The sequence below is a fragment of the Nucisporomicrobium flavum genome, from assembly GCF_016464385.1.
Lineage (GTDB): Bacteria > Actinomycetota > Actinomycetes > Mycobacteriales > Micromonosporaceae > Actinoplanes > Actinoplanes flavus_A.
In genome coordinates this window covers 18,423-37,435 of sequence record NZ_JADMLH010000009.1, presented here as the reverse complement: position 1 = coordinate 37,435, position 19,013 = coordinate 18,423, and the positions used below count along the sequence as shown (strand labels likewise).

18 protein-coding genes and 1 pseudogene are annotated in these 19,013 nt (G+C 73.3%); 4 read left to right on the top strand and 15 right to left on the bottom strand.

The window, feature by feature from the left end; all coding sequences use genetic code 11:
• The first annotated feature begins 2 nt into the window (after positions 1 to 2).
• Both pheT and IT780_RS21820 read left to right on the top strand, forming a co-directional pair.
• Positions 3 to 2,480 carry a phenylalanine--tRNA ligase subunit beta gene (gene pheT, locus IT780_RS21825; RefSeq protein ID WP_199513487.1) on the top strand — a complete coding sequence of 826 codons (2,478 nt, stop codon included), beginning with the start codon at positions 3 to 5 and terminating at the stop codon, positions 2,478 to 2,480.
• Positions 2,481 to 2,653: 173 nt separating this feature from the next.
• Complete coding sequence (locus IT780_RS21820; RefSeq protein ID WP_199513486.1) at positions 2,654 to 3,067, top strand: hypothetical protein; 414 nt, start codon at positions 2,654 to 2,656, stop codon at positions 3,065 to 3,067.
• 9 nt (positions 3,068 to 3,076) lie between these two features.
• On the opposite strand, the gene IT780_RS21815 is transcribed toward IT780_RS21820, so the two are convergent.
• The 3 genes from IT780_RS21815 to IT780_RS21805 form a co-directional block, all read right to left on the bottom strand.
• Positions 3,077 to 3,751 (bottom strand): response regulator transcription factor, encoded by a 675-nt coding sequence (locus tag IT780_RS21815; protein ID WP_199513485.1) that lies wholly within the window; start codon positions 3,749 to 3,751, stop codon positions 3,077 to 3,079.
• On the bottom strand, positions 3,748 to 4,956 hold the full coding sequence (locus IT780_RS21810) for a sensor histidine kinase (RefSeq protein ID WP_199513484.1): 1,209 nt from the start codon (positions 4,954 to 4,956) through the stop codon (positions 3,748 to 3,750). Before IT780_RS21810 ends, IT780_RS21815 begins: the two co-directional genes overlap by 4 nt.
• 76 nt (positions 4,957 to 5,032) lie before the next feature.
• Positions 5,033 to 5,791, bottom strand: a complete 759-nt coding sequence (locus IT780_RS21805; RefSeq protein WP_199513483.1) for an SAM hydrolase/SAM-dependent halogenase family protein — start codon at positions 5,789 to 5,791, stop codon at positions 5,033 to 5,035.
• A gap of 96 nt (positions 5,792 to 5,887) precedes the next feature.
• On the opposite strand from IT780_RS21805, the gene IT780_RS21800 reads away from it, so the two are divergent.
• On the top strand, positions 5,888 to 6,586 hold the full coding sequence (locus IT780_RS21800; protein WP_199513482.1) for a hypothetical protein: 699 nt from the start codon (positions 5,888 to 5,890) through the stop codon (positions 6,584 to 6,586).
• Positions 6,587 to 6,588: 2 nt separating this feature from the next.
• Here the strand turns inward: IT780_RS21800 and IT780_RS21795 are convergent, their stop codons facing one another.
• From IT780_RS21795 to IT780_RS21785, 3 genes and pseudogenes are all read right to left on the bottom strand, one after another.
• A complete protein-coding gene (locus IT780_RS21795; RefSeq protein WP_199513481.1) occupies positions 6,589 to 7,335 on the bottom strand; it encodes an SDR family NAD(P)-dependent oxidoreductase in 747 nt (248 codons plus the stop codon).
• Between the two features lies 1 nt (position 7,336).
• Positions 7,337 to 7,435: pseudogene (locus tag IT780_RS21790) on the bottom strand (mycothiol transferase); the annotation flags it as partial.
• Positions 7,436 to 7,445: 10 nt separating this feature from the next.
• The gene (locus IT780_RS21785; RefSeq protein ID WP_199513479.1) at positions 7,446 to 7,748 is read right to left on the bottom strand and encodes a putative quinol monooxygenase; all 303 of its coding nucleotides are present in this window, start codon (positions 7,746 to 7,748) and stop codon (positions 7,446 to 7,448) included.
• Positions 7,749 to 7,960: 212 nt separating this feature from the next.
• Here IT780_RS21785 and IT780_RS21780 point away from each other — a divergent pair, with 212 nt between their 5' ends.
• A complete protein-coding gene (locus tag IT780_RS21780; protein ID WP_199513478.1) occupies positions 7,961 to 8,965 on the top strand; it encodes a TerC/Alx family metal homeostasis membrane protein in 1,005 nt (334 codons plus the stop codon).
• On the opposite strand, the gene IT780_RS21775 is transcribed toward IT780_RS21780, so the two are convergent.
• The 9 genes from IT780_RS21775 to IT780_RS21735 all read right to left on the bottom strand — a co-directional run bounded on the left by IT780_RS21775 (position 8,962) and on the right by IT780_RS21735 (position 18,976).
• Positions 8,962 to 10,236: a cytochrome P450 gene (locus IT780_RS21775; protein ID WP_199513477.1), complete on the bottom strand. Its 1,275-nt coding sequence runs from the start codon at positions 10,234 to 10,236 to the stop codon at positions 8,962 to 8,964. The two genes, IT780_RS21780 and IT780_RS21775, sit on opposite strands and share 4 nt — an antisense overlap.
• A gap of 5 nt (positions 10,237 to 10,241) precedes the next feature.
• Positions 10,242 to 10,718, bottom strand: coding sequence for an acyl carrier protein (locus IT780_RS21770; protein WP_199513476.1), 477 nt, complete (start codon positions 10,716 to 10,718; stop codon positions 10,242 to 10,244).
• Entirely contained in the window at positions 10,700 to 12,046 is a 1,347-nt protein-coding gene (locus IT780_RS21765) for a carotenoid oxygenase family protein (RefSeq protein ID WP_199513475.1), read from the bottom strand. The genes IT780_RS21770 and IT780_RS21765 overlap by 19 nt, the downstream gene beginning before the upstream one ends.
• Positions 12,043 to 13,344, bottom strand: a complete 1,302-nt coding sequence (locus tag IT780_RS21760; protein ID WP_199513474.1) for a cytochrome P450 — start codon at positions 13,342 to 13,344, stop codon at positions 12,043 to 12,045. Before IT780_RS21760 ends, IT780_RS21765 begins: the two co-directional genes overlap by 4 nt.
• A 235-nt stretch (positions 13,345 to 13,579) precedes the next feature.
• Positions 13,580 to 14,995, bottom strand: a complete 1,416-nt coding sequence (locus IT780_RS21755) for a M20/M25/M40 family metallo-hydrolase (RefSeq protein WP_199513473.1) — start codon at positions 14,993 to 14,995, stop codon at positions 13,580 to 13,582.
• Between the two features lie 78 nt (positions 14,996 to 15,073).
• Complete coding sequence (locus IT780_RS21750) at positions 15,074 to 15,718, bottom strand: response regulator transcription factor (protein WP_199513740.1); 645 nt, start codon at positions 15,716 to 15,718, stop codon at positions 15,074 to 15,076.
• Between the two features lie 5 nt (positions 15,719 to 15,723).
• Complete coding sequence (locus tag IT780_RS21745) at positions 15,724 to 16,944, bottom strand: sensor histidine kinase (RefSeq protein ID WP_199513472.1); 1,221 nt, start codon at positions 16,942 to 16,944, stop codon at positions 15,724 to 15,726.
• The gene (locus tag IT780_RS21740) at positions 16,941 to 18,260 is read right to left on the bottom strand and encodes an FtsX-like permease family protein (protein ID WP_199513471.1); all 1,320 of its coding nucleotides are present in this window, start codon (positions 18,258 to 18,260) and stop codon (positions 16,941 to 16,943) included. The genes IT780_RS21745 and IT780_RS21740 overlap by 4 nt, the downstream gene beginning before the upstream one ends.
• Positions 18,257 to 18,976 carry an ABC transporter ATP-binding protein gene (locus IT780_RS21735; RefSeq protein WP_199513470.1) on the bottom strand — a complete coding sequence of 240 codons (720 nt, stop codon included), beginning with the start codon at positions 18,974 to 18,976 and terminating at the stop codon, positions 18,257 to 18,259. Before IT780_RS21735 ends, IT780_RS21740 begins: the two co-directional genes overlap by 4 nt.
• Positions 18,977 to 19,013 lie beyond the last annotated feature (37 nt).

The window sequence follows — 19,013 nt, the reverse complement described above, 5'->3', positions numbered from 1 at the left end:
TCATGAAGCTGTCCCTGTCCTGGCTGCGCGAGTACGTCGAGCTGCCGGCGCCCGTCGACGCCGCCGAGCTCGAGCGCAAGCTGGTCGACCTCGGCATCGAGGTCGAGTCCGTCGTCGACCAGGCCGCCACGATCAAGGGCGACCTGGTCGTCGGCCGGGTGCTCGAGATCGAGGAGCTGACCGGCTTCAAGAAGCCCATCCGGTTCTGCCGCGTGGACGTCGGCAACCCGGCGGCGCAGGAGATCGTCTGCGGCGCCCGCAACTTCGCGGTGGGCGACCTCGTGGTCGTGATCCTGCCCGGCGGCGAGCTGCCCGGCGGCTTCACGATCGGTGCTCGCAAGACGTACGGGCGCAACTCCAACGGCATGATCTGCTCCGCCGCCGAGCTGGGCCTCAGCGGCGACCACTCGGGCATCATCGTGCTCCCGCCGGAGTCCGCGACGCCCGGCACCGACGCGCGTCCCGTGGTCGGGCTCGACGACGTCATCGTCGACGTGGAGATCACCCCGGACCGCGGCTACCAGATGAGCGTGCGGGGCATCGCCCGCGAGCTGTCGTACGCGTACGCCGCCGCGTACACCGACCCGGGTTCCGCCCCGGCGCCGGCGGGCACCGACCAGGTGCCGTACGAGATCCGCATCGAGGACACGGTCGGCTGCGACCGCTTCGCGGCGCGGGTGGTCCGCGGCATCGACCCGTCGGCGCCGTCGCCGGAGTGGATGCAGCGCCGCCTCATCGCGGCGGGCATCCGGTCGATCTCGCTCGCCGTCGACATCACCAACTACCTGATGCTCGAGCTCGGGCAGCCCATGCACGTGTTCGACCTCAACCTGCTGCGCGGCGGGCTGGTCGTGCGCCGGGCCCGGCCGGGGGAGAAGCTGACCACCCTGGACGGTGTCGCGCGGGTGCTCGACGCCGAGGACATGGTGATCTGCGACGACTCCGGCCCGATCTCGCTCGCCGCGGTCATGGGCGGCGAGACCAGCGAGGTCCAGCCGGACACCGTGGACGTGCTGCTCGAGGCCGCGCACTGGGACCCGGTGATGGTCGGGCGTACGGCCCGGCGGCACAAGCTGTTCAGCGAGGCCGCCAAGCGGTGGGAGCGCGGCGTCGACCCGCGGCTGCCGCTGGTCGCGCTGCAGCGGGCCGTCGAGCTGCTCACCACGCACGCCGGTGGCACGGTCGACGAGCGGATCCTCGACCTCGACCACGTCGTGCCGCCCGCGCCCGTGCTGCTGCCCGGCGACCTCGCGAGCCGGCGGATCGGTGTGGCGTACCCGGTGGAGCAGGTGACCGAGCTGCTCGGCCAGGTCGGCTGCACGGTCAGGGGCGTCGAGCCGCTCGAGGTGACCCCGCCGTCGTGGCGGCCCGACCTGCTCGCCCCGATCGACCTGGTCGAGGAGGTGGCGCGGCTCGGCGGCTACGACGCGATCCCCAGCGTGCTGCCCCCGGCCCGCGGCGGGCGGGGCCTGACGCCGGAACAGGTCCGGCGCCGCGCGATCGGGGTCGCCCTGGCGGAGAACGGGTACGTCGAGGTGCTCTCGTACCCGTTCATGACCCCGGCCGCGGCCGACACGCTCGGCCTGCCCGCCGACGACCCGCGGCGCAGCGCGGTCCGGCTGGCCAACCCGCTGTCCGAACAGGAGCCGTTGCTGCGCACCACGCTGCTGCCGCCGCTGCTCGCGACGCTCAAGCGCAACCTCGGCCGCGGCGAGCGGGACCTGGCGATCTACGAGACGGGTACGGTGTTCCAGCCGCACCTGGCAGCCACGGCCCCGCCGGCGCTCGGCGTCGACCACGGCCCGTCCGACGAGGACTGGACGGCGGCCAACGCGATCGTGCCGGAGCAGCCGTGGCACCTCGCGGCGGCGCTGACCGGCGACGTGACCCCGGCCGGCTGGTGGGGCGAGGGACGGCCGGCCACCTGGGCGGACGCCATCGAGGCGGCCCGCGTCGCGCTCGCGGCGGCGGGCATGACCCCCGACCGCGTCACCGTCCGGGCGGCGGATCACGCCCCCTGGCACCCGGGCCGCTGCGCGGCGATCTCGGTCGACGGCACCCTCGTCGGCCACGCGGGCGAACTCCACCCGTCGGTGCTCTCGGCGCTCGACCTGCCGAAGCGCACCTGCGCGATGGAGCTCGACCTCGACGCGATCCCCGCCCGTCCGGTCACCATGGCCGCGGCCATCTCCACGTTCCCGCCGGCCCTGATCGACGTCGCCCTCGTGGTCGACGCGGCGGTCCCGGCGGCGGACGTCGAGACGGCGCTGGTCGCGGGCGCGGGAGACCTGCTCGAGTCGGTGCGGCTCTTCGACGTGTACGCGTCGTCGCAGCTGGGCGAGGGGCTGAAGAGCCTCGCGTACAAGCTGACCTTCCGCGCGCCGGACCGCACGCTGACCGTCGAGGAGGCGGTGGCCGCCCGGGACGCGGCGGTCGCCTCGGCAGCGGCGCGTACGGGAGCAGTGCTGCGCGGCGCCTGAGGGTGACGCCTGCCGGAGGCCGGGTCTCGTCATGAGGCCCGGCCTCTGCATCTGACGGTGTAGTGACGCGTCGGCCCAGGGTTGACGCGAGGATCAATTCGCTGCCGGATTCGCCCTTCCCGGCCCGTCCCTAGCGTGGGAAAGGCCAGCTCAATCCACGGAAGGGAACAACGATGAAGGTACGACTGCTCCGCCTGCTGACCGTGCCCCTGGTGCTGCTCGGGTCCCTGGTCGCGGTGACCGCCCCGGCCTCGGCGACCCCGGCGCGACCGTGCTGGACGACCGGCGACTTCAAGCCCGGCACCACCGTCAGGAAGGTCGACTGGGACGGCAACGGCACCATCGACGAGTGCTTCGGCATCGCCCCGGACCGGACCATCTGGCACGAGTGGGCCACGTCCCGCGGCTGGGTTCAGATGCCGGGCGGCGGCCGGGCCGACGACACCCTGCCGTCGCAGTGGCCGGCCCCGGGTTACCGGCGGGTGGTGGTGTACGTGGCCAACCCGAAGTCGCACTGGTACCAGGACTTCGTGCCGGGCAGCGGCTGGACCGGGCACTGGTACAGGTGCGTCTCCGGCGTCTGCTGAGCCGGTTCGTCAGTCGGGCGGTCGTGGTCCGTCGAGCCGGCGCGGTATCACCAGACCGGTCTCGTACGCCACCACGACCGCCTGCGCCCGGCTCGACAGGCCGAGCTTGGTCATCACCCGGTGCAGGTGCGTCTTCACGGTCGCCTCGCTCACCACCAGCTCCCCGGCGATCCCGGCGTTGTCCCGGCCGCGCCCGACGAGCCGCAGGACCTGGGTCTCCCGTGCGGTCAGCAGCGTCAACTCCTTGGCCTCGCACGCCGCCCCCGCGCGGGTGTACGTCTCGACGAGCCGGCGGACGACCGTCGGGCCGTACAGGACCTCGCCGCCGGCGACCACCCGGACCGCGGCGAGCAGCTGGTCGGCCGGTGTCTCCTTGAGCAGGAAGCCGCTGGCCCCGGCGCGCAGGGCGGCGTACACGTATTCGTCCAGGTCGAACGTGGTGAGCGCGAGCACCCGCGCCTCCGGCCGCTCGGCCAGGATGCGCTCGGTGGCGGTGACGCCGCTGACCTCCGGCAGCCGCAGATCCATCAGGACCACGTCGGGGCGCAGCTCCCTGGCCCGATCCACGGCCTCCTGACCGTCGGCGGCCTCGCCCGCCACGTCGAACCCGGGCGCGGCCCGCAGGAGCGCGGTCAGCCCGGCCCGGATGAGCATCTGGTCGTCGACCACCAGCACGGACGTCATGACACCCGCTCCCGGCGTACGGTCGGCAGCGTCAGCCGGACCTCGAACCCGCGGGGCCGCCGCGCCGCCGCCTCGAGCGTGCCCCCGTAGATCGACGCGCGTTCCCGCATGCCGGTCACGCCCTGACCGGCGCCGGACGGTGGGCGTGTCCCGGCGTCGGGGCGGGCAGGCCCCTCGTCGCTCACGCGGGCGGTGAAGGTCGTGGGACCGTACCCGAGGACGATCCGGGCCCGGGTCGGCGCGGCGTGCTTGATGACGTTGGTCAGGCTCTCCTGCACCACGCGGTACACGCACAGCTCGAGGCCGGACGGGAGCTCCCGCGGCGTGCCCGTCACGGACACCGTCAGCTCGACGCCGGCCGCGCGTACCCGCTCGAACAGCAGCGGCAGATCCGCCAGGCCCGGGGCGGGGTGGAACGGCTCCTGCCCCGCGACGGGGATGCCGGCCTCGGTGGCACCGACGCGCAACAGCACCAGGATCCGCCGCATCTCGTGCAGCGTCTCGACGGTCAGCGACTCGATCGTCTCCAGCGCCGTGCCGGCCGTCTCGGCGTCGGAGCGCAGCACGTACTTGGCCAGCCCGGTCTGGATCGAGATCACCGACAGGTGGTGCCCGACCACGTCGTGCAGCTCCCGGGCGATGCGCATCCGCTCGTGGGTGGCGGCCCGCAGCGCCCGCTCCCGCTGCGTCCGGGTCAGCTCGGCGGTCGCGTCGGCGAGCCGGCGGTTGCGGTCCGCCAGCTGCGCCGCCTCGAAGCCGGCCCAGCAGACCGTCACCGGTACGAGCGCGCTCAGCACGGACACACCCAGCGGGTACTGGGCGCCGGTCAGCGCCCCGCCCGCGAGCCACAGCCCGATGCCGAGGGCCACCCCGCCGACCGCGTACCGGGGCGGGCGGGTCGCGGCCACGGTGAACAGGATCAACAGGTACACGTAGACGTTCGCGACGGGCCAGTACCCGGCGATCACGTACGCCATCCAGCACGCCCCGGACGCCGCCAGCGACCACGCCGGGGCGTACCGCCGGGTCAGCACGGGCAGCGCCGCGGCCAGCAACAGCAGGTGCGCCTCGGCGTCGAACGGCCGCCAGCCGGGTGGCGCGTGGTGGCCCTCGTACAGCGTCACCGCGAGCAGCGCGACCGTCAGCGCGATGTCGGCCTCGAGCGGGCGGGCCGGCCGCCGTCGCAACCACGTCGTGATGGACATCGATCGGACGGTACCGGCATCCACCGGCCCGCTTCAGGCGCGAAGCCGACAGAGCCGGGCATCCGCCTTCCCGGGCTCAGGCGATGACCTCGATCGGCGTGCCGGAGTCCGGGAAGCCGAAGAGCTCGGCCGCGTTGCCGCCCCGGGCGAACAGCTCGTAGCAGGCGCGTCCGCCCCAGCCCGAGCTGCCCGGCGCGAAGGACACCGTGCCGGCCGGGACCGTGAAGACGCCGTCGCTGACCATCGCCTCCACCTCGGCGCCGCCGATGCGTACCCGGACCGTCGTGCCGGTCTCCGCGGGGGCGTCGTACCAGCTGGTCTTCAGGTTGCCGTACCCGTCGGTGTAGACCACCGCGCGCTCCGGGACGGGCGCCACGGTGACCGGGTCGCCGAGCAGCCCGTCGTCACCCTTGACCAGGCCGGCCACCGCGCCGGGGAACACGTCCCTGGACCGGAACTGCGACCCGGCGTCCGCCACGTTCACCGCGTGCAGCGGCACACCCTCGGCGGCCAGGAACGACAGGCTCGCACCGGCGGCCACCCCCACCACGAGCACACCGGACTCCAGCCGGGCGGCCACGAGCCGCTCGCCGGCGTTGTCCTCACGGGGCTCGTCCTCGTCCTGCCGGGGCGCCACGTTCGCGTAGATCACCCGGTCCGCCGGCCCGTCGCCGAACGCCAGCTGAGCCACGCAGAACCCGGCGCTGACCGTGTCGAAGGGCGGCACGGGAATGGCGGCGACGTCCGCCTCGGGCAGAAGCTTGGCGAAACGCTGCCGCACCTCGGCGAACGCGAGATCCCCGATGCCGTAGTCGGCCACGACGGTCAGAAGCATGCCTCCAACGTACGGAATCAGGCGGCACCCCGCTCGCGGAAGCTGGTCTTGGCGCAGGGCTGGCGCGCCGTTCAACCCGGCACACACAATTGCGTCATGGCCGACGAAGACCCCTTCGCTCAGGTACGCCACGAGCACAAGCGGCTGCGCGCGTACGACGAGGCCTTGCAGTACACCGTTGACTCGGAGCATCGCGAACAGTTGCTCAGGATGCGTGGGCTGGCTGCGGTCAGCGTGCTGCGTGCTGCCGCTCAAGCAGCGGGCGTCGAATCCTCCGACGTCGACCAGGAGTTGGATCATCTCGAGACTGACTACCGCCAGGAGCCGGTCGCCGCATGGGCCGATCCCGGAACAGTGTTCGGGCTTGCCGTCACAGTGGGGGCGCTCGTCCTCGCGGCGACCGGTGCCGCCCCGATCGCGGCGGCAGTGGTCGGCGACTCGCTGGTCAAGGAGACGGTGAAGGCCTTCGTGGGCACGATGATCGCGTCGGTCTTGACGGAAACGTTCGGTCGATTCCGTGAGCGTCGGCTCTCGCAGTCCCGGCGGAAGCTGCATCTACGTCGGCGGACCTCGCTGCCGAGACCACAGCAGGAACCTCCAGATGCCGAGTTGCCGCCGCTGACCAAACGCACAGATGAGGTGACGAGGGGTACCGCGGCGGTCGAAAGCTTCACGCCGGAGGACTACACCAGGCGAGACGCGACGCCGCGACGTCCGGGGTCACCCGACCTGTCTCGCCCGCCGGAGGATCCTGATGAGCTGGATCCGCCGGGACCGGCCATCGGAACCCCGTAGAGCTAGTCGATCGTGTGGCCGCCGTTCACGGTGATGCGCTCGCCGGTGATGAAGCGGGCGGCGTCGCTCGCCACGAACGCGACCACGTCGGCGATCTCCTGCGGCGTGCCCATCCGGCCCAGTGGCACGTCGCGGAGGTAGCCCGCGCTGTCCTCGGCCGTCACGTCCCCGTGGCGCTCGACCGGGATCCAGCCCGGCGCCACCACGTTGACCGTGATGCCGTGCCGGCCGAGTTCCCGCGCCCACGTACGGGCCAGGCCGATCTGGGCGCCCTTCGCCGCGTTGTACGCCGACGCGCCCGGCAGCGCCCGCTCGAACGAGTCGGAGCCGATGTGCACGATGCGGCCGGTGCCGAGGCGGCGCATGCCCGGCAGTGCCGCCTGCATGAGCAGCGTCGGGCTCTTGACGAAGAAGAGCAGCTGGTCGAGGTGGTGCTGCCACGTCACCTCCTCGGCGGCGACCAGCGGCTGCGGTCCGGTCGCGTTGGCCACGAGCGCCTGGACCGGCCCGAGTTCCGCCTCGACCCGCGCCACCATGGCCGGAACCGCGTCCTCGTCGGTCACGTCGGCGCGGAAGGCCACAGCCCGGCCGCCGGCCGCCTCGATGTCGGCGACCACGCGGGCCGCGCCGGCCTCGTCGGACCGGTAGTTCACCGCGACCGGCCAGCCGTCGGCGGCCAGGCGGCGGGAGATGTGCGCGCCCAGGCCCCGCGACGCCCCGGTGACCAGGGCGCTCCCGGTGATCGTCATGTCATTCTCCCGTCGTACCGTCGAGCAGCTCGCGGACCGCGCCGGCGTGGCCGGCGTGCCGGGCCGTCTCGTTGATCAAGTGCAGGAGCACGAAGCGTAGATCGGTGCGGTCATGCCACGCCGAGCCCGCCCACCACGGTCACCTCGCGGCCGGTGAACTCGCCGGTGAGCAGGGGCATCGCCTTGGTGATCGCCGCCTTGGTCTCCGGCAGGCGCAGCGAGTCGTCGTGGTGCTGCTTGCTCTGCCACGCCTCGGTGACGTGGATCAGGTCGGCGTCGGTGTCGTCGACGCTCACCACGTACAGCAGGCAGCCCGCGTCGCGGAGGCCGTCGGCCCCGCCGAGCAGGATGTGCACGACCTCGTCGCGGTTGCCGGGGGTGGCGCGCATCGTCGCCAGATAGCCGTATGCCACCAGAGCCTCCTGTGCATCGTCCGGGCAGTGGACATTACCGGCTCCCAGGGAGCGTTCAGGTGGGTCACATAGGGTGCGTGGCGAGGGGAGTACCTCGACAGATCGTCCCGGTCAGTACGGGTCCTGCAGGCCAGGAGCCCCGGGCGGTCGCCCGGCCACCGCGGCCGGGTGAGGGAGACCTCAGACGATGACACGTGTCTGAGGAGACTTCCATGCTCGATTCGATCGGCTCGCCCCTGCTCTGGACCGTCACGGTGGCGATCCTGGTGGTGCTGCTGGCGGTCGACTTCGCGGTGACCCGCCGGCCGCACGACGTGCCGATGCGCGAGGCGGTCGGCTGGACGGTCTTCTACCTGGCGCTGCCCGTCGTGTTCGGGCTGGTGATGTGGCCGCTGTACGGCGGCGACGTGTCGGTCGAGTTCTTCACCGGCTGGGTGGTGGAGAAATCCCTGTCCGTGGACAACCTGTTCGTGTTCATGCTTCTGCTCACCGCGTTCGCCGTACCGTCGGCTCTCGCCCAGCGGGTGTTGCTCTACGGCATCGTCGGCGCGCTGGTCCTGCGGGCCGTGTTCATCGCGCTGGGCGCCGCGGTGATCAGCGCGGGCACCTGGGCGTTCCTGCTGTTCGGCGCCATCCTGCTGGTGACCGCCGCCAAGGTGATGCGGGACGCGGTGTCCGGGCACGCGCAGCAGGTCGACATCGGCAGCATGCGCAGCGTCAAGCTGCTGAGCCGGCTGATGCCGGTGACCCGCGAGTACCACGGCGCCAAGCTGACCGTGCGCTCGGCGGGCCGGCGGGCGCTCACCCCGATGGCGCTGGTCGTGGTCGCCGTGTTCATGACCGACATCGTGTTCGCGGTGGACTCCGTACCGGCCGTGTACGGCGTGACCGACGACCCGTACATCGTGTTCGCCACCAACGCGTTCGCCCTCCTCGGCCTGCGCGCGCTGTACTTCGTGCTGCGCAACGCGCTGAGCAAGCTGCGCCACCTCAACCACGGGCTCGCCGTGATCCTCGGCTTCATCGGCGTGAAGCTGGTGCTGCACTGGGCGCACACGGTCTGGTCGTGGGCGCCCGAGGTCCCGACGCCGCTGTCGCTCGTGGTCATCCTGGGCGTGCTGCTCACCGTCACCGCCACGAGCGTGGCGGCGAACCGGCGCGAGGCGGCCGCGACGGCGACACCGGAGCAGCCGCAGAAGATCGGCGCCGGGAACTAGGGTGACGATGCCGGTGGCGCGGCGATTCGCAGGGGCAGGCGGGTGAATCCGCGGATCATCCCGGAAGAGCGGCGAGCGGTCCGTCCGTCGATCCGGAGCCGTGGAAGCCTTTCGGCGAGCGTGCGGACGGCGATGGTGGCCTCCAGCCGGGCCAGCGGATGGCCGATGCAGTAGTGGATACCGCCGCCGAAGGCCAGGTGCGCGGTCGCGGGGCTGCGGAACAGATCGAAACGGTCCGGATCCGGGAAGGCGGCCGGGTCCCGGTTCGCGCCACCGATCAGGGCGACGACGAACTCGCCGGCCCGGATCGGCCGGCCCGCGATCTCGATGTCCTGCCGGGCCTCCCGTCCGGCCCGCTGGACGGGAGGGTCGTACCGCAGGGTCTCCTCGACGGCGGCGGCCGCCCGGTCGCCCGGGGCCGCGACGACGGCCGCCCACTGTTCCGGGTGCCGCAGCAGGGCGTGCACCGTGTTGCCGATCAGGTTCGTCGTGGTCTCGAATCCGGCGACCAGCAGCAGTGTGCACAACGGCAGCAGTTCGTCGGCGCCGACCTCACCGGCGGCGTCGGTGACCAGCCGGCTGAGCAGGTCGTCGCCGGGATCCCGCCGCCGACGGGCGATCAGATCGTCGAAGAGCCGGTCCAGGGTCAGTGTGGCGGTGCGCAGGCGGGCGGCCTGGGTCATCGTCCGGACGCCGTCGATCGCGCCGCCCAGCACCGCCGCGCTGCGGTGGAAGCCGGCCCGTTGGTCGTCGGGGATGCCGAAGACGGCGGACATCACGGCCAGCGGCAGCGGCCGGGCCAGGCCGGCCATCAGGTCGAAGCGCCGGTTGCGCTCGGCGGGGCGGAGAAGCTCATCGACCGTACGTTCGACAAGGTCGCGGTACCGGCCCACCGCCCGGGGGTCGAAGTCGGAGCGGATCGCCCCGCGCAGCCGGGTGTGGTCCGGCGGCTCCATGCCGAGGAACGAGGTCTCGAAGTCGTCGCTCAGGGACTCGTCCACGGTGAGGCGGTCGGGCCGGGCGCCGAAACGCCGGTCGCGCAGCACCTCCCGGCAGATCTCGTGGTCGACGGTCACCCACGCGCCGGACCGGCTGCGGGACAGTCGTCCCCGGTGCCGTAGCTGGTCGTAGAGGGCGTACGGATCCTCTCGCCAAGCGGGAAGGTGCAGCCGGGCGTCGGGATCGGCGTGCAGATAGCCGTTCGCGGCCAGGCTGAGCCGGCGGCGGTACACGCCACGGGTCAGCCGCAGGAACGTATCGAAGGTACTCATCTTCGTCACCCGTCGTCGGTGCTGTGGGGATCAGTGCCGAACCGGGCGAGGAGGCCCCGCAGGCGCGCGACGACCGTGGCCCGCTCGTCGGCGCCGAGTCGCACGGCGGCGCGCTCCAGCGAGTCGATCATCACGAGCACCCTGTCCAGCGCCTCGCCGAACAGCTCGCCGTAGATCAGTGCGGCCACCGCGTCCGGGCTGGGATGGTCCCCGACGAGATCGGTCGGTAGCTCGGTCCCGCAGACAGCGGCCAGCCGGTCCCGCAGCTCGATCGCCTCGGCACGGGTCAGGCCCAGGTCGTCGAAGGTCACACCGGCCGGAACGGCCTCCGGTTCGGTACGTCCGATGAGAGTCGCGGTCTCCGCGCGGACCAGGCCCACCAGGTACGCGCGCTGATCCTCCGGTGCGAGGGACCGCAGGATCGGGTCCGGGCCCCGGGGCGGGTCCCAGGGATGCGAGGCGTTCACGGCATCGCCTGCCATTCGTCGGACCGTATCCAGCTGCTGTGCGCGCCCACCGGCACGCGGACCGGGAGCCGGACGACGGCGCACGGAGCCTCGGTCAGGCCGTCGGCAGCGCGGACGACCAACGCGGACGTGCCCGTCGTCAGGTCGGTCTGGAAGTGCATCAGCCACCCGTCGGTCTCGGCCCCGTCGGCGATACGCGGCACGAAGACCACCTCGCCGGAGACGACGCCGGCCGGGAGTTCGAGCGTCTCGGCCGCTCCCCGGTGCAAATCGAAGCGCAGCAGGCCGGACCGGTCGGGTTCGGCGACGTCCTGGGTGACCGCGTAGTAGTAGCGGTGCGGCCGGCCCGTCCTCCGCGGATCGGACCGTGGCAGTTCGTGCGGCCGATCGTGCAGCTGACGCGCGGTGGCGTGGTCGGCGGATCCCGGCGCACGCCACTCCCACAGCATCGCGGGCCGGGCGAAGGGATCGGCGGCGCGATCGTCGAAGAGCCGGTCGTACCGCAGCGCGCGGACGGTCAGCCCGCCGTCGGCGTCCTCCTCCGCCCCGACCAGGTGGTAGGCGAAGCACGGCTCGATGGCGATCCAGCGGACCGGCCCGCCGGCGCGGGGCAGCACGCCGATCCGGGACTGGTGCCGATCGCGCCACCGGTAAGGGAACGCGCCGGTTGCGCCGCGCAGCGGGGCGAAGCGGACCGGCAGGTCGAGAAAGATCACGTAGTTCGGCGTGAGCGCGATGTCGTGCAGCAGCGGCCGGCCGCCCAGGTCGATCCGATCGCTCCGGGTCACCCGGCCCTCCGCGGACAGCACCAGGTATTCGGCCCACGAGCGCAGCGGCGAGTAGGCGAGCGCGTGCAACTCGCCGCTCACCGGGTCGACCTTGGGGTGGGCGGCGAACCCACGCGGCAGCTGGCCGCCGAGATCGGTGTAGCCGAGGGTGTCCAATGTCTCCGAGAGCTGCACGGGAAGGCAGCCCGACTCGATGAGCGCCAGCATCACCCCGTGATGGGCGACGACGTTGGTGTTCACCGTGTCGACCGGAAAGTGGCGTGGTCCCGGGGCGGGCCGCTCGCCCAGCGTCCGGGCCGCGCGACGCGAGCGTACCCATCGGTTGCGGAACCAGAGCGCACGTCCGTGCCGCAGCCGGATCCCGCAGACCAGGCCGTCCTGCATGAACCAGGGGTAGGTCCCGTCGAGGGCGCGGCGTGGCCGACCGGCCGGCGCCGGGCCGATCTGCGTGAACAGGCCGTCCAGATCGGATGGTAGGTGTCCGTCGACCGGCAGCGCGTGCTCGGTCTGCTCCCCGGACACCGGTGCGAAGGCGCCGGTCAGGTACCGGCTCACCGGCCGGCCAGGTGCAGGGGCACCGGGCCGGCCGGGCGCAGCGTGATGGACGGGACCGGAGCCACCCCGCCGTCCGGCGCCGGTGTGCTCCGCACGCGACGAGCCAGAGTCGCCACGGTCAGACAGGCCTGGGTCAGCGCGAGGTTCGAGCCTGGACAGGCGCGTGGGCCGAGGCCGAAGGGAACGACGGAATGCCGGTGATACGCGGCGCCGCGACCGTCCTCGTCGGCGAAGCGTTCCGGCCAGAACGCCTCCGGTCGCTGCCAGACGTCCGGATGGCGATTGCCCGCGTAGGGACTCCAGGCGATCAACGACCCGCCGTCGATCCGATGGCCACCGATCGTGTCCGCCTGTACGGCCCGCCGCATCATTATCCAGACCACTGGGTAGAGCCGCATGGCCTCGTTGACGACCTGCTGGGTGTAGACGAGCCGGGGCAGATCCGCCAGCACCGCCGGCCGTCCGCCGAGGATGGTGTCCAGTTCCTCGCGCAGCCGGTCTGTGGCCTCGGGATGGCCCGCCAGGAGGTGCCAGCACCACGCCAGCGTGTGGCCGAGCGTCTCGTGGCCGGCGAAGAACAACCCGAGCACCTCGTCGGCCACCTGCTCGGGGGAGGACCCCGCATCGGCGGCCAGTCGTGCTGTCAGCTCGGTCCGCGGATCGGCGACCAGTTCGGCAACCGTGGCACGAACCCGGCGCATCGCGGCGCGGAACCGGAGGTTGGCCCGCGTCGGCACGGCCAGGGGTGGGAACGGCCGGGCCAGGAACGCGGCCACATGGTCGCAGATCAGCCGCAGGTCGGCGGCGAGGGTAGCGGCCTCGCCGGTCAGTTCCGTTCCGAACAGGATGCGGCAGGCGAACCGCATCGACAGCTCCGACATCTCCGCGGACGCGTCGACGGTGTCCCGCCCGGCCCAGCGGACGGCGACGTCGGCGAGGCACTCCTCGGTGATCCGGGCGGCGTTCTCGACGGTCGTCCGCCCGAAAGCGGGCTGCACCAGACGCCGCCGCCGCAGCCATTCCTCCCCACCCGGCGACACGGTCAGACCCGATCCGAGGAACGGGCGGGCGACCCGGTACACCGGCGCGTCCTTGGTGTAGTTGCGGTGGTTGTCGCGCAGCACGTGCACGACATGGTCCGGATGAGTGATGAACACGACACGGCGTCCGAACGCACTGGTTTCCGCCATGCCGCCCGGCTCTCGCGCGACGTCCGCGAACAGTGCCAGCGGGTCACGCCGGAACGCGCCGAGCACCGTCATCGGCGCCAGCCTCCGCACGAGGTCGGGACCGTCCATCGTGTACCTCCGATCGAGGTCGTCCCCGCCTCGGGCAAGGCGGCGACACCGCCGGGCGAGGATGCGGCGACCGTCCCAGGGCCGGTCGCCTCAAATCAGCGGGGAATGTAGCGAGGGCGCGCAAATGCCCCGCCGGGCGCGGCGGGGTCAGCCGGTGCCGGACATCGCGTATCTGCTCAGGGCGTGCGAGGACTACGCCGGTGACCTGAACGCCGTCGCCGGACCAGGAAACGGCCTAGCCCGGGATGGGGGCGGCCACGGGGCTGCGGTGGCCGGCGCGGTCCACGGCGCGGACGCCGAAGAACACGTTGTCCTTCGACAGGTCGATCGTCACCGTGGTCACGTTGCCCACCGGGAGCACGTGCTGCCAGTCCGGGGCCGTCGTCTCGCGCCACACCACTTCGTACTCCGCGAGGTCCGCGGCCGTCGACGGCTGCCAGCGCAGCGTCGTGTCGTTGGCCAGGCGGGTGGTGTCGATGACCACGCCCTTCGGGGTGCCCGGGGCCTGGGCCAGCGACCACAGCGCCGCCGCGTTGACGCGGGCCACGCGGGCGATGTACCAGAAGTCGCAGAACCTGACGAGGTCGCCGTACTGGACGCCGTTCTCGACCCGGACGTCCTGGTGCTCGTGGGCGAAGTTCTCCCGAGGCTCGGTGAAGCGCGCCGCCGGGTAGCCGCGCAGGAGGAACGAGATGTGGTCGCTGCCGCGCAGGTAGCGGTCCCGGCGCCAGACGACGCGGACCTTCATGCCGGTCTGCGGGTTCTCCGCGACGTCGCGGACGAAGCGGCCCAGCTGCCGCGACGGGCCGTCGTTCTCGCCCCCGACCGACTGCCGGGTCGTGGCCTGCGCGGGGGTCTCGGAGGTGGGCACGCCCTCGACGAAGAGCCGGACCGTACGCGGGTCCGCGGCCGTCCCGTCGTGCGCGTCGCCGGTGCCGACGATGTCGTTGCTGAACATGGCCTGGACGTCGGTGCCCGCGTCCTTGAACTGCCTCGCGAGGTAGTCGGAGCCGTACAGGCCCTGCTCCTCGCCGGCGACCGCGGCGAACACGATCGTGGCCTCGGTGCGGCGGGTGGCCATGACCCGCGCGACCTCCATGATCGCGGCGACCCCGGACGCGTCGTCGTCGGCGCCGGGCGCGTCGCTGGTGGCGTCCATGACGTCGGACGCTCGCGAGTCGTAGTGGCCGGTGACCACGTACACCCGGCCGGGGTCGCCCTCCCCGTGCAGGGTGGCGACGACGTTGGTGATCCGGGTCGGCTCCGGGATCCGCGACGCCGGGGGCTGGATGTACGACTGCAGCTCGACGGTCATCCGCCCGCCGGACTCGGCCGCGTACCGGCGGAACTGCTCGTGGATCCAGTCCCGGGCCGCGCCGATCCCGCGCTCGGGGTCGTCCTGGCTGGAGAGCGTGTGCCGGGTGCCGAACGCGGCCAGGCGCGCCACGGTGGCGCCGATGCGGTGCGGATCGATCTCGCGCAGCAGCGACCTGAGCTCGTGGTCGGGGTGCTGTCCGCGCAGCCCGGCGGCGTGCGCGGCGCGCCCCAGCACCGGGGTGGCGGCGACGGCGGCGGAGGCCGACAGGAACGCACGCCGCGAGGACCGAGACTGCGAGGACTCAGGCAGCGATCGTTCGCGCTGATCCGTCATATCTGTGCATGGTTGTCCACCAAAGACCCGATGTCCATGCTCATCGATGTCAGATGTTTCGCCGTCGCCCGTTGGGGTTCAGGAGCGCAGATAGCGCAGCACGGCGAGCACGCGCCGGTGGTCCGTACGGGCCTGGGGCAGGTCCAGCTTGGTGAAGATCGCGGTGACGTGTTTCTCCACGCTGCGCTCGGCGAGGTGCAGCGTCTCCGCGATGGCCACGTTGGACCGGCCCTCGGCGAGCAGGCCCAGGATCTCGCGTTCGCGCGCCGACAGCCGGGACAGGCCCGGATCGACGGCGGGCGCGGCCAGCAGCTGCCGGACCACCTCGGGGTCGAGGGCCGTACCGCCGTCGGCGACGCGCTGCAGGGCGCCCACGAACTCGTCCGTGCTGACGATCCGGTCCTTGAGGAGGTAGCCGACCCGTCCGGTGTTCTCCGACAGCAGCCTCCGCGCGTAGCTGGTCTCGACCCACTGGGAGAAGACGAGGACCGCGATCTCCGGGTACGCCGACCGGATCGTGAGCGCGGCCCGCAGGCCCTCGTCGGTGTGCGTGGGCGGCATGCGTACGTCCACCACGACCGCGTCGGGCCGCTCGGCGGCCACCGCCCGCAGCAGCTCGTCGGCGTCGGCCACGGCAGCGACCACCTCGATGCCGTGCTCGCCGAGCAGCAGCGCGACGCCGCGGCGCAGCAGCGCGTTGTCCTCGGCGATGACGACCCGCAGCGCGCTCATCCGGCCTCCCCGGGCAGCTTCATCGTGATGGTGGTGGGGCCGCCTGCCGGTGACTCGACGTGCAGGCTGCCGTCGAGCGCGGCGGCCCGGCGCGCGAGGCCGCTCAGGCCGGTGCCCGAGGCCTGCCCGCGCCCGGCGCCGCCGCGCCCGTCGTCGGTGACCGTGAGCGTGAGCCACGGCCCCTCCTCGCGGACGGTGATCGACGCCCGCGTCGCCGAGGCGTGCCGCGCGATGTTGGTGAGCAGCTCGGCGACCGCGAAGTACAGCGCCGACGCCGTGGCGTCCGGCGGCCGGTGGGGGAGGTCGACGGCGAGCGTCGCCGGGACGGCGCTGCGCGCGGCGAGGGTCGACAGCGCCACCTCGAGGCCGTCGTCCAGGGCGGGCGGGTGCAGGCCCCGGACGATGTCGCGCAGTTCGGTGAGCGCCTCGGTCACCGTGCCGCGGGCGTCGCCGGCGAGCGCGCGGACCTGCTCATCCGTGCTGCGGCGCTCGATGCGGGCCAGCGCCACCCCGAGCGAGACCAGGCGGGCCTGGGTGCCGTCGTGCAGGTCGCGTTCGACCCGCCGGAGCAGCGCCGCCGCGTCCTCCTGCAGGGCCGCGCGGCCGGCCTCGAGCTGGGCGATGCGCCGGGCCGCGGGCGTCGGCCGCAGCAGCGCGCGGACCAGGACGCCGTCGAGCAGCACGACGAGACGCAGCACCCACGGCAGCACGAGCAGGACGGCAGCGCCCTGGAGCGCTCGCCACCAGGTGCCCGGCCAGGTGGCGGCCCCGTACCAGAACTCGTCGGGCACGACGAACCACCAGACCGGGTACGTGACCGCGACCAGGCCGGTGAACAGCCCGGCGACCGCGCCGTACGCCCCCGTGTAGATCAGCGGGAACCGCAGGAAGCAGTACGCCAGCGCCCGCCAGGCCGTCGAGTCGCCGAGCAGCCCCACGACCCGCCGCATCCGGGTCGTGCCCGTGGGCGGGGCCGGCGACGGCCAGTCCCAGCCGAGCAGGCGCCGCGCCGGCGCCCGGAAATAGCGCGGGGTGAGCCGGGCCAGGGCCAGCACGCCGATCAGCAGGGCCAGGCCGAAGATGACGACCGACAGCGCCGAAGCGACCAGCCCGAGCACGGCGAGCGCGAACGTGGGCAGGCTGAGGACGGCCCCGGTGAGCACGAAGGCCAGCTCCCGCCAGGTGCGGGAGCTGAGCCAGGCGCGCAGCACGATCACCCGGCCACCTCGATGGGCGGGCGGCGCAGGGTGATGGCCGCCGGCAGCACGGTGCCCGCGAAGACCAGGACGGCCGTGCCGGCGAGGCCCGCCGCGAGCCAGCTCCCGGGCATCCACGGCCGCCACGTGCCCAGCGCCGTGTGCAGCAGCGGCAACAGGGTCACCGCCGCCACCACCGTGGCGACCACGAGCGCTGTGCCGGTCACCAGGAGAGCCTCGCAGACGACGACGGCGAGCGTACGCCCGCGGGTCCCGCCGGCGAGCCGGGTGACGGCCAGGTCCCGCCGCCGCGCCAGGATCGTGGTGATCAGCGTGTTGAGCGCGGCGATGGCGGCGAAGGCGGTGTACGCGCCGGTGCCGGAGAACTCCAGCCAGCGGTCGGCGGCGGGCGCGGCGACCCCGGTGACGTGCGTGGTCGTCGCTGTACGGGTGAGGTTGACCGCGGCGAACGCGATGGCGAGGGTCAGCGGCACGAGCGCGCCCGACAGCCCCCGGGCGTGCACAGCGAGCGTGTCCGCCGCGAGCCGTCCGGTGTTGCCGAGGAGCCGGGCGGCGGGCGCGGCGACCCGCAGCAGCGCCGGGCCGAGCAGGCCGGCGCCCGTGCACATCGCGAGCATGACGAACAGCCCGGCCTGGTCCGCGGTCCCCGCGTCGAGGTCCGCGATCAGCACGGACAGCACGGTGCCGCCGGTGACGAGGACGAGGCCGGCCGTGGTGCGGGCCACGCCGATGCGCAGCCGGGGGGCCGCGCTGTCGGCGAGCGCGACGGCGGGCCGTACCCGGGACGGGCGGATCGCGGCGATCATCGCGCCGAGCAGGGACGTCCCCATGGTGACCGCCAGCGCGATGGGCAGGGCCCCGCCGTGCACCCGGAAGCTCACCTCGGCGGGCACGAGGCCGTGGCTGACGAAGCCGCTCACCCAGGCCCGGCCGCAGAGCATGCCCAGGGGTACGCCCACGATCGTGGCCGGTACGGCGACCAGCGCGGCCTGCGCGGCCACGGCCCGGCGGACCCGCCCGGGGGTGGCGCCGACCGCGCGGACCAGCGCGATGTCGCGGGCCTGGTGCCGGATCGCCGAGCTCATGGTGACGCCGACGATCAGCATCGACAGGTAGATCGAGCTCATCAGGAACAGCAGCCCGAGGTCCGCGATGCCGCTGTCGGTCAGGGCCTGCCGCTGCTCGCGCCCCAGCGGGGCCCCGTCCAGCGAGGCCATCAGGCAGAGCCCGGCGGTGACCAGGGCGGCCGCGAGGCACTGGGTGGCCGCGGGGCCGAGGAACGACCAGGGGTTGCGCCGCAGCGCCTGCCGGATCACGCGGGCACCCGGGAGACGCCGCGCAGGCGCTCGGCGATGGCCTCGGCCTGCGGCGTGGGCCCGTCGGCCACGACCGCGCCGTCGCGCAGCAGCACCAGCCGGTCGCTCCAGGCCGCGGCGACCGGATCGTGCGTGACCATGAGCACGCTCACCCGGTCCAGGTCCGCGGCCGTCCGCAGCAGCCCGAGGATCTGGGCGCCGGTGGTCGGGTCGAGCGCCCCCGTGGGCTCGTCCGCGAAGATCACCGCCGGGCCGGTGACGAGCGCGCGGGCCACCGCGACGCGCTGCCGCTGCCCGCCGGAGAGCTCACCCACCGGCCGGCGCCCCAGCCCGCCCAGCCCGACCGACTCGAGCACCTCGTCGACCGGACGCGCCCGTGGGCCGCCGAGGCGGGCGGGCAGCGCGACGTTCTGGCGTACGGTCAGCTCGGAGAGCAGGTTGTACGACTGGAACACGAAGCCGACCCGGTCCCGCCGCAACCGGGTGAGCGCCGCCTCGCGCAGCCGGGTGACATCGCGGCCGGCCAGGCGTACCCGGCCGGAGGTGGGGCGGTCGAGGCCGGCGGCGCAGTGCAGCAGCGTGCTCTTGCCGGAGCCGGTCGCGCCCATCACGGCGACGAACTGGCCGGCCGGCACATCGAGGGACACGTCGCGCAGGGCGAGCACGCCGCGCGGATAACGCCGGGACACGGCGGTCAGGGACACCACGGATTCCATGCGTCGACCCTCGCGTCCGCGGCGCGTGCGCACAGCC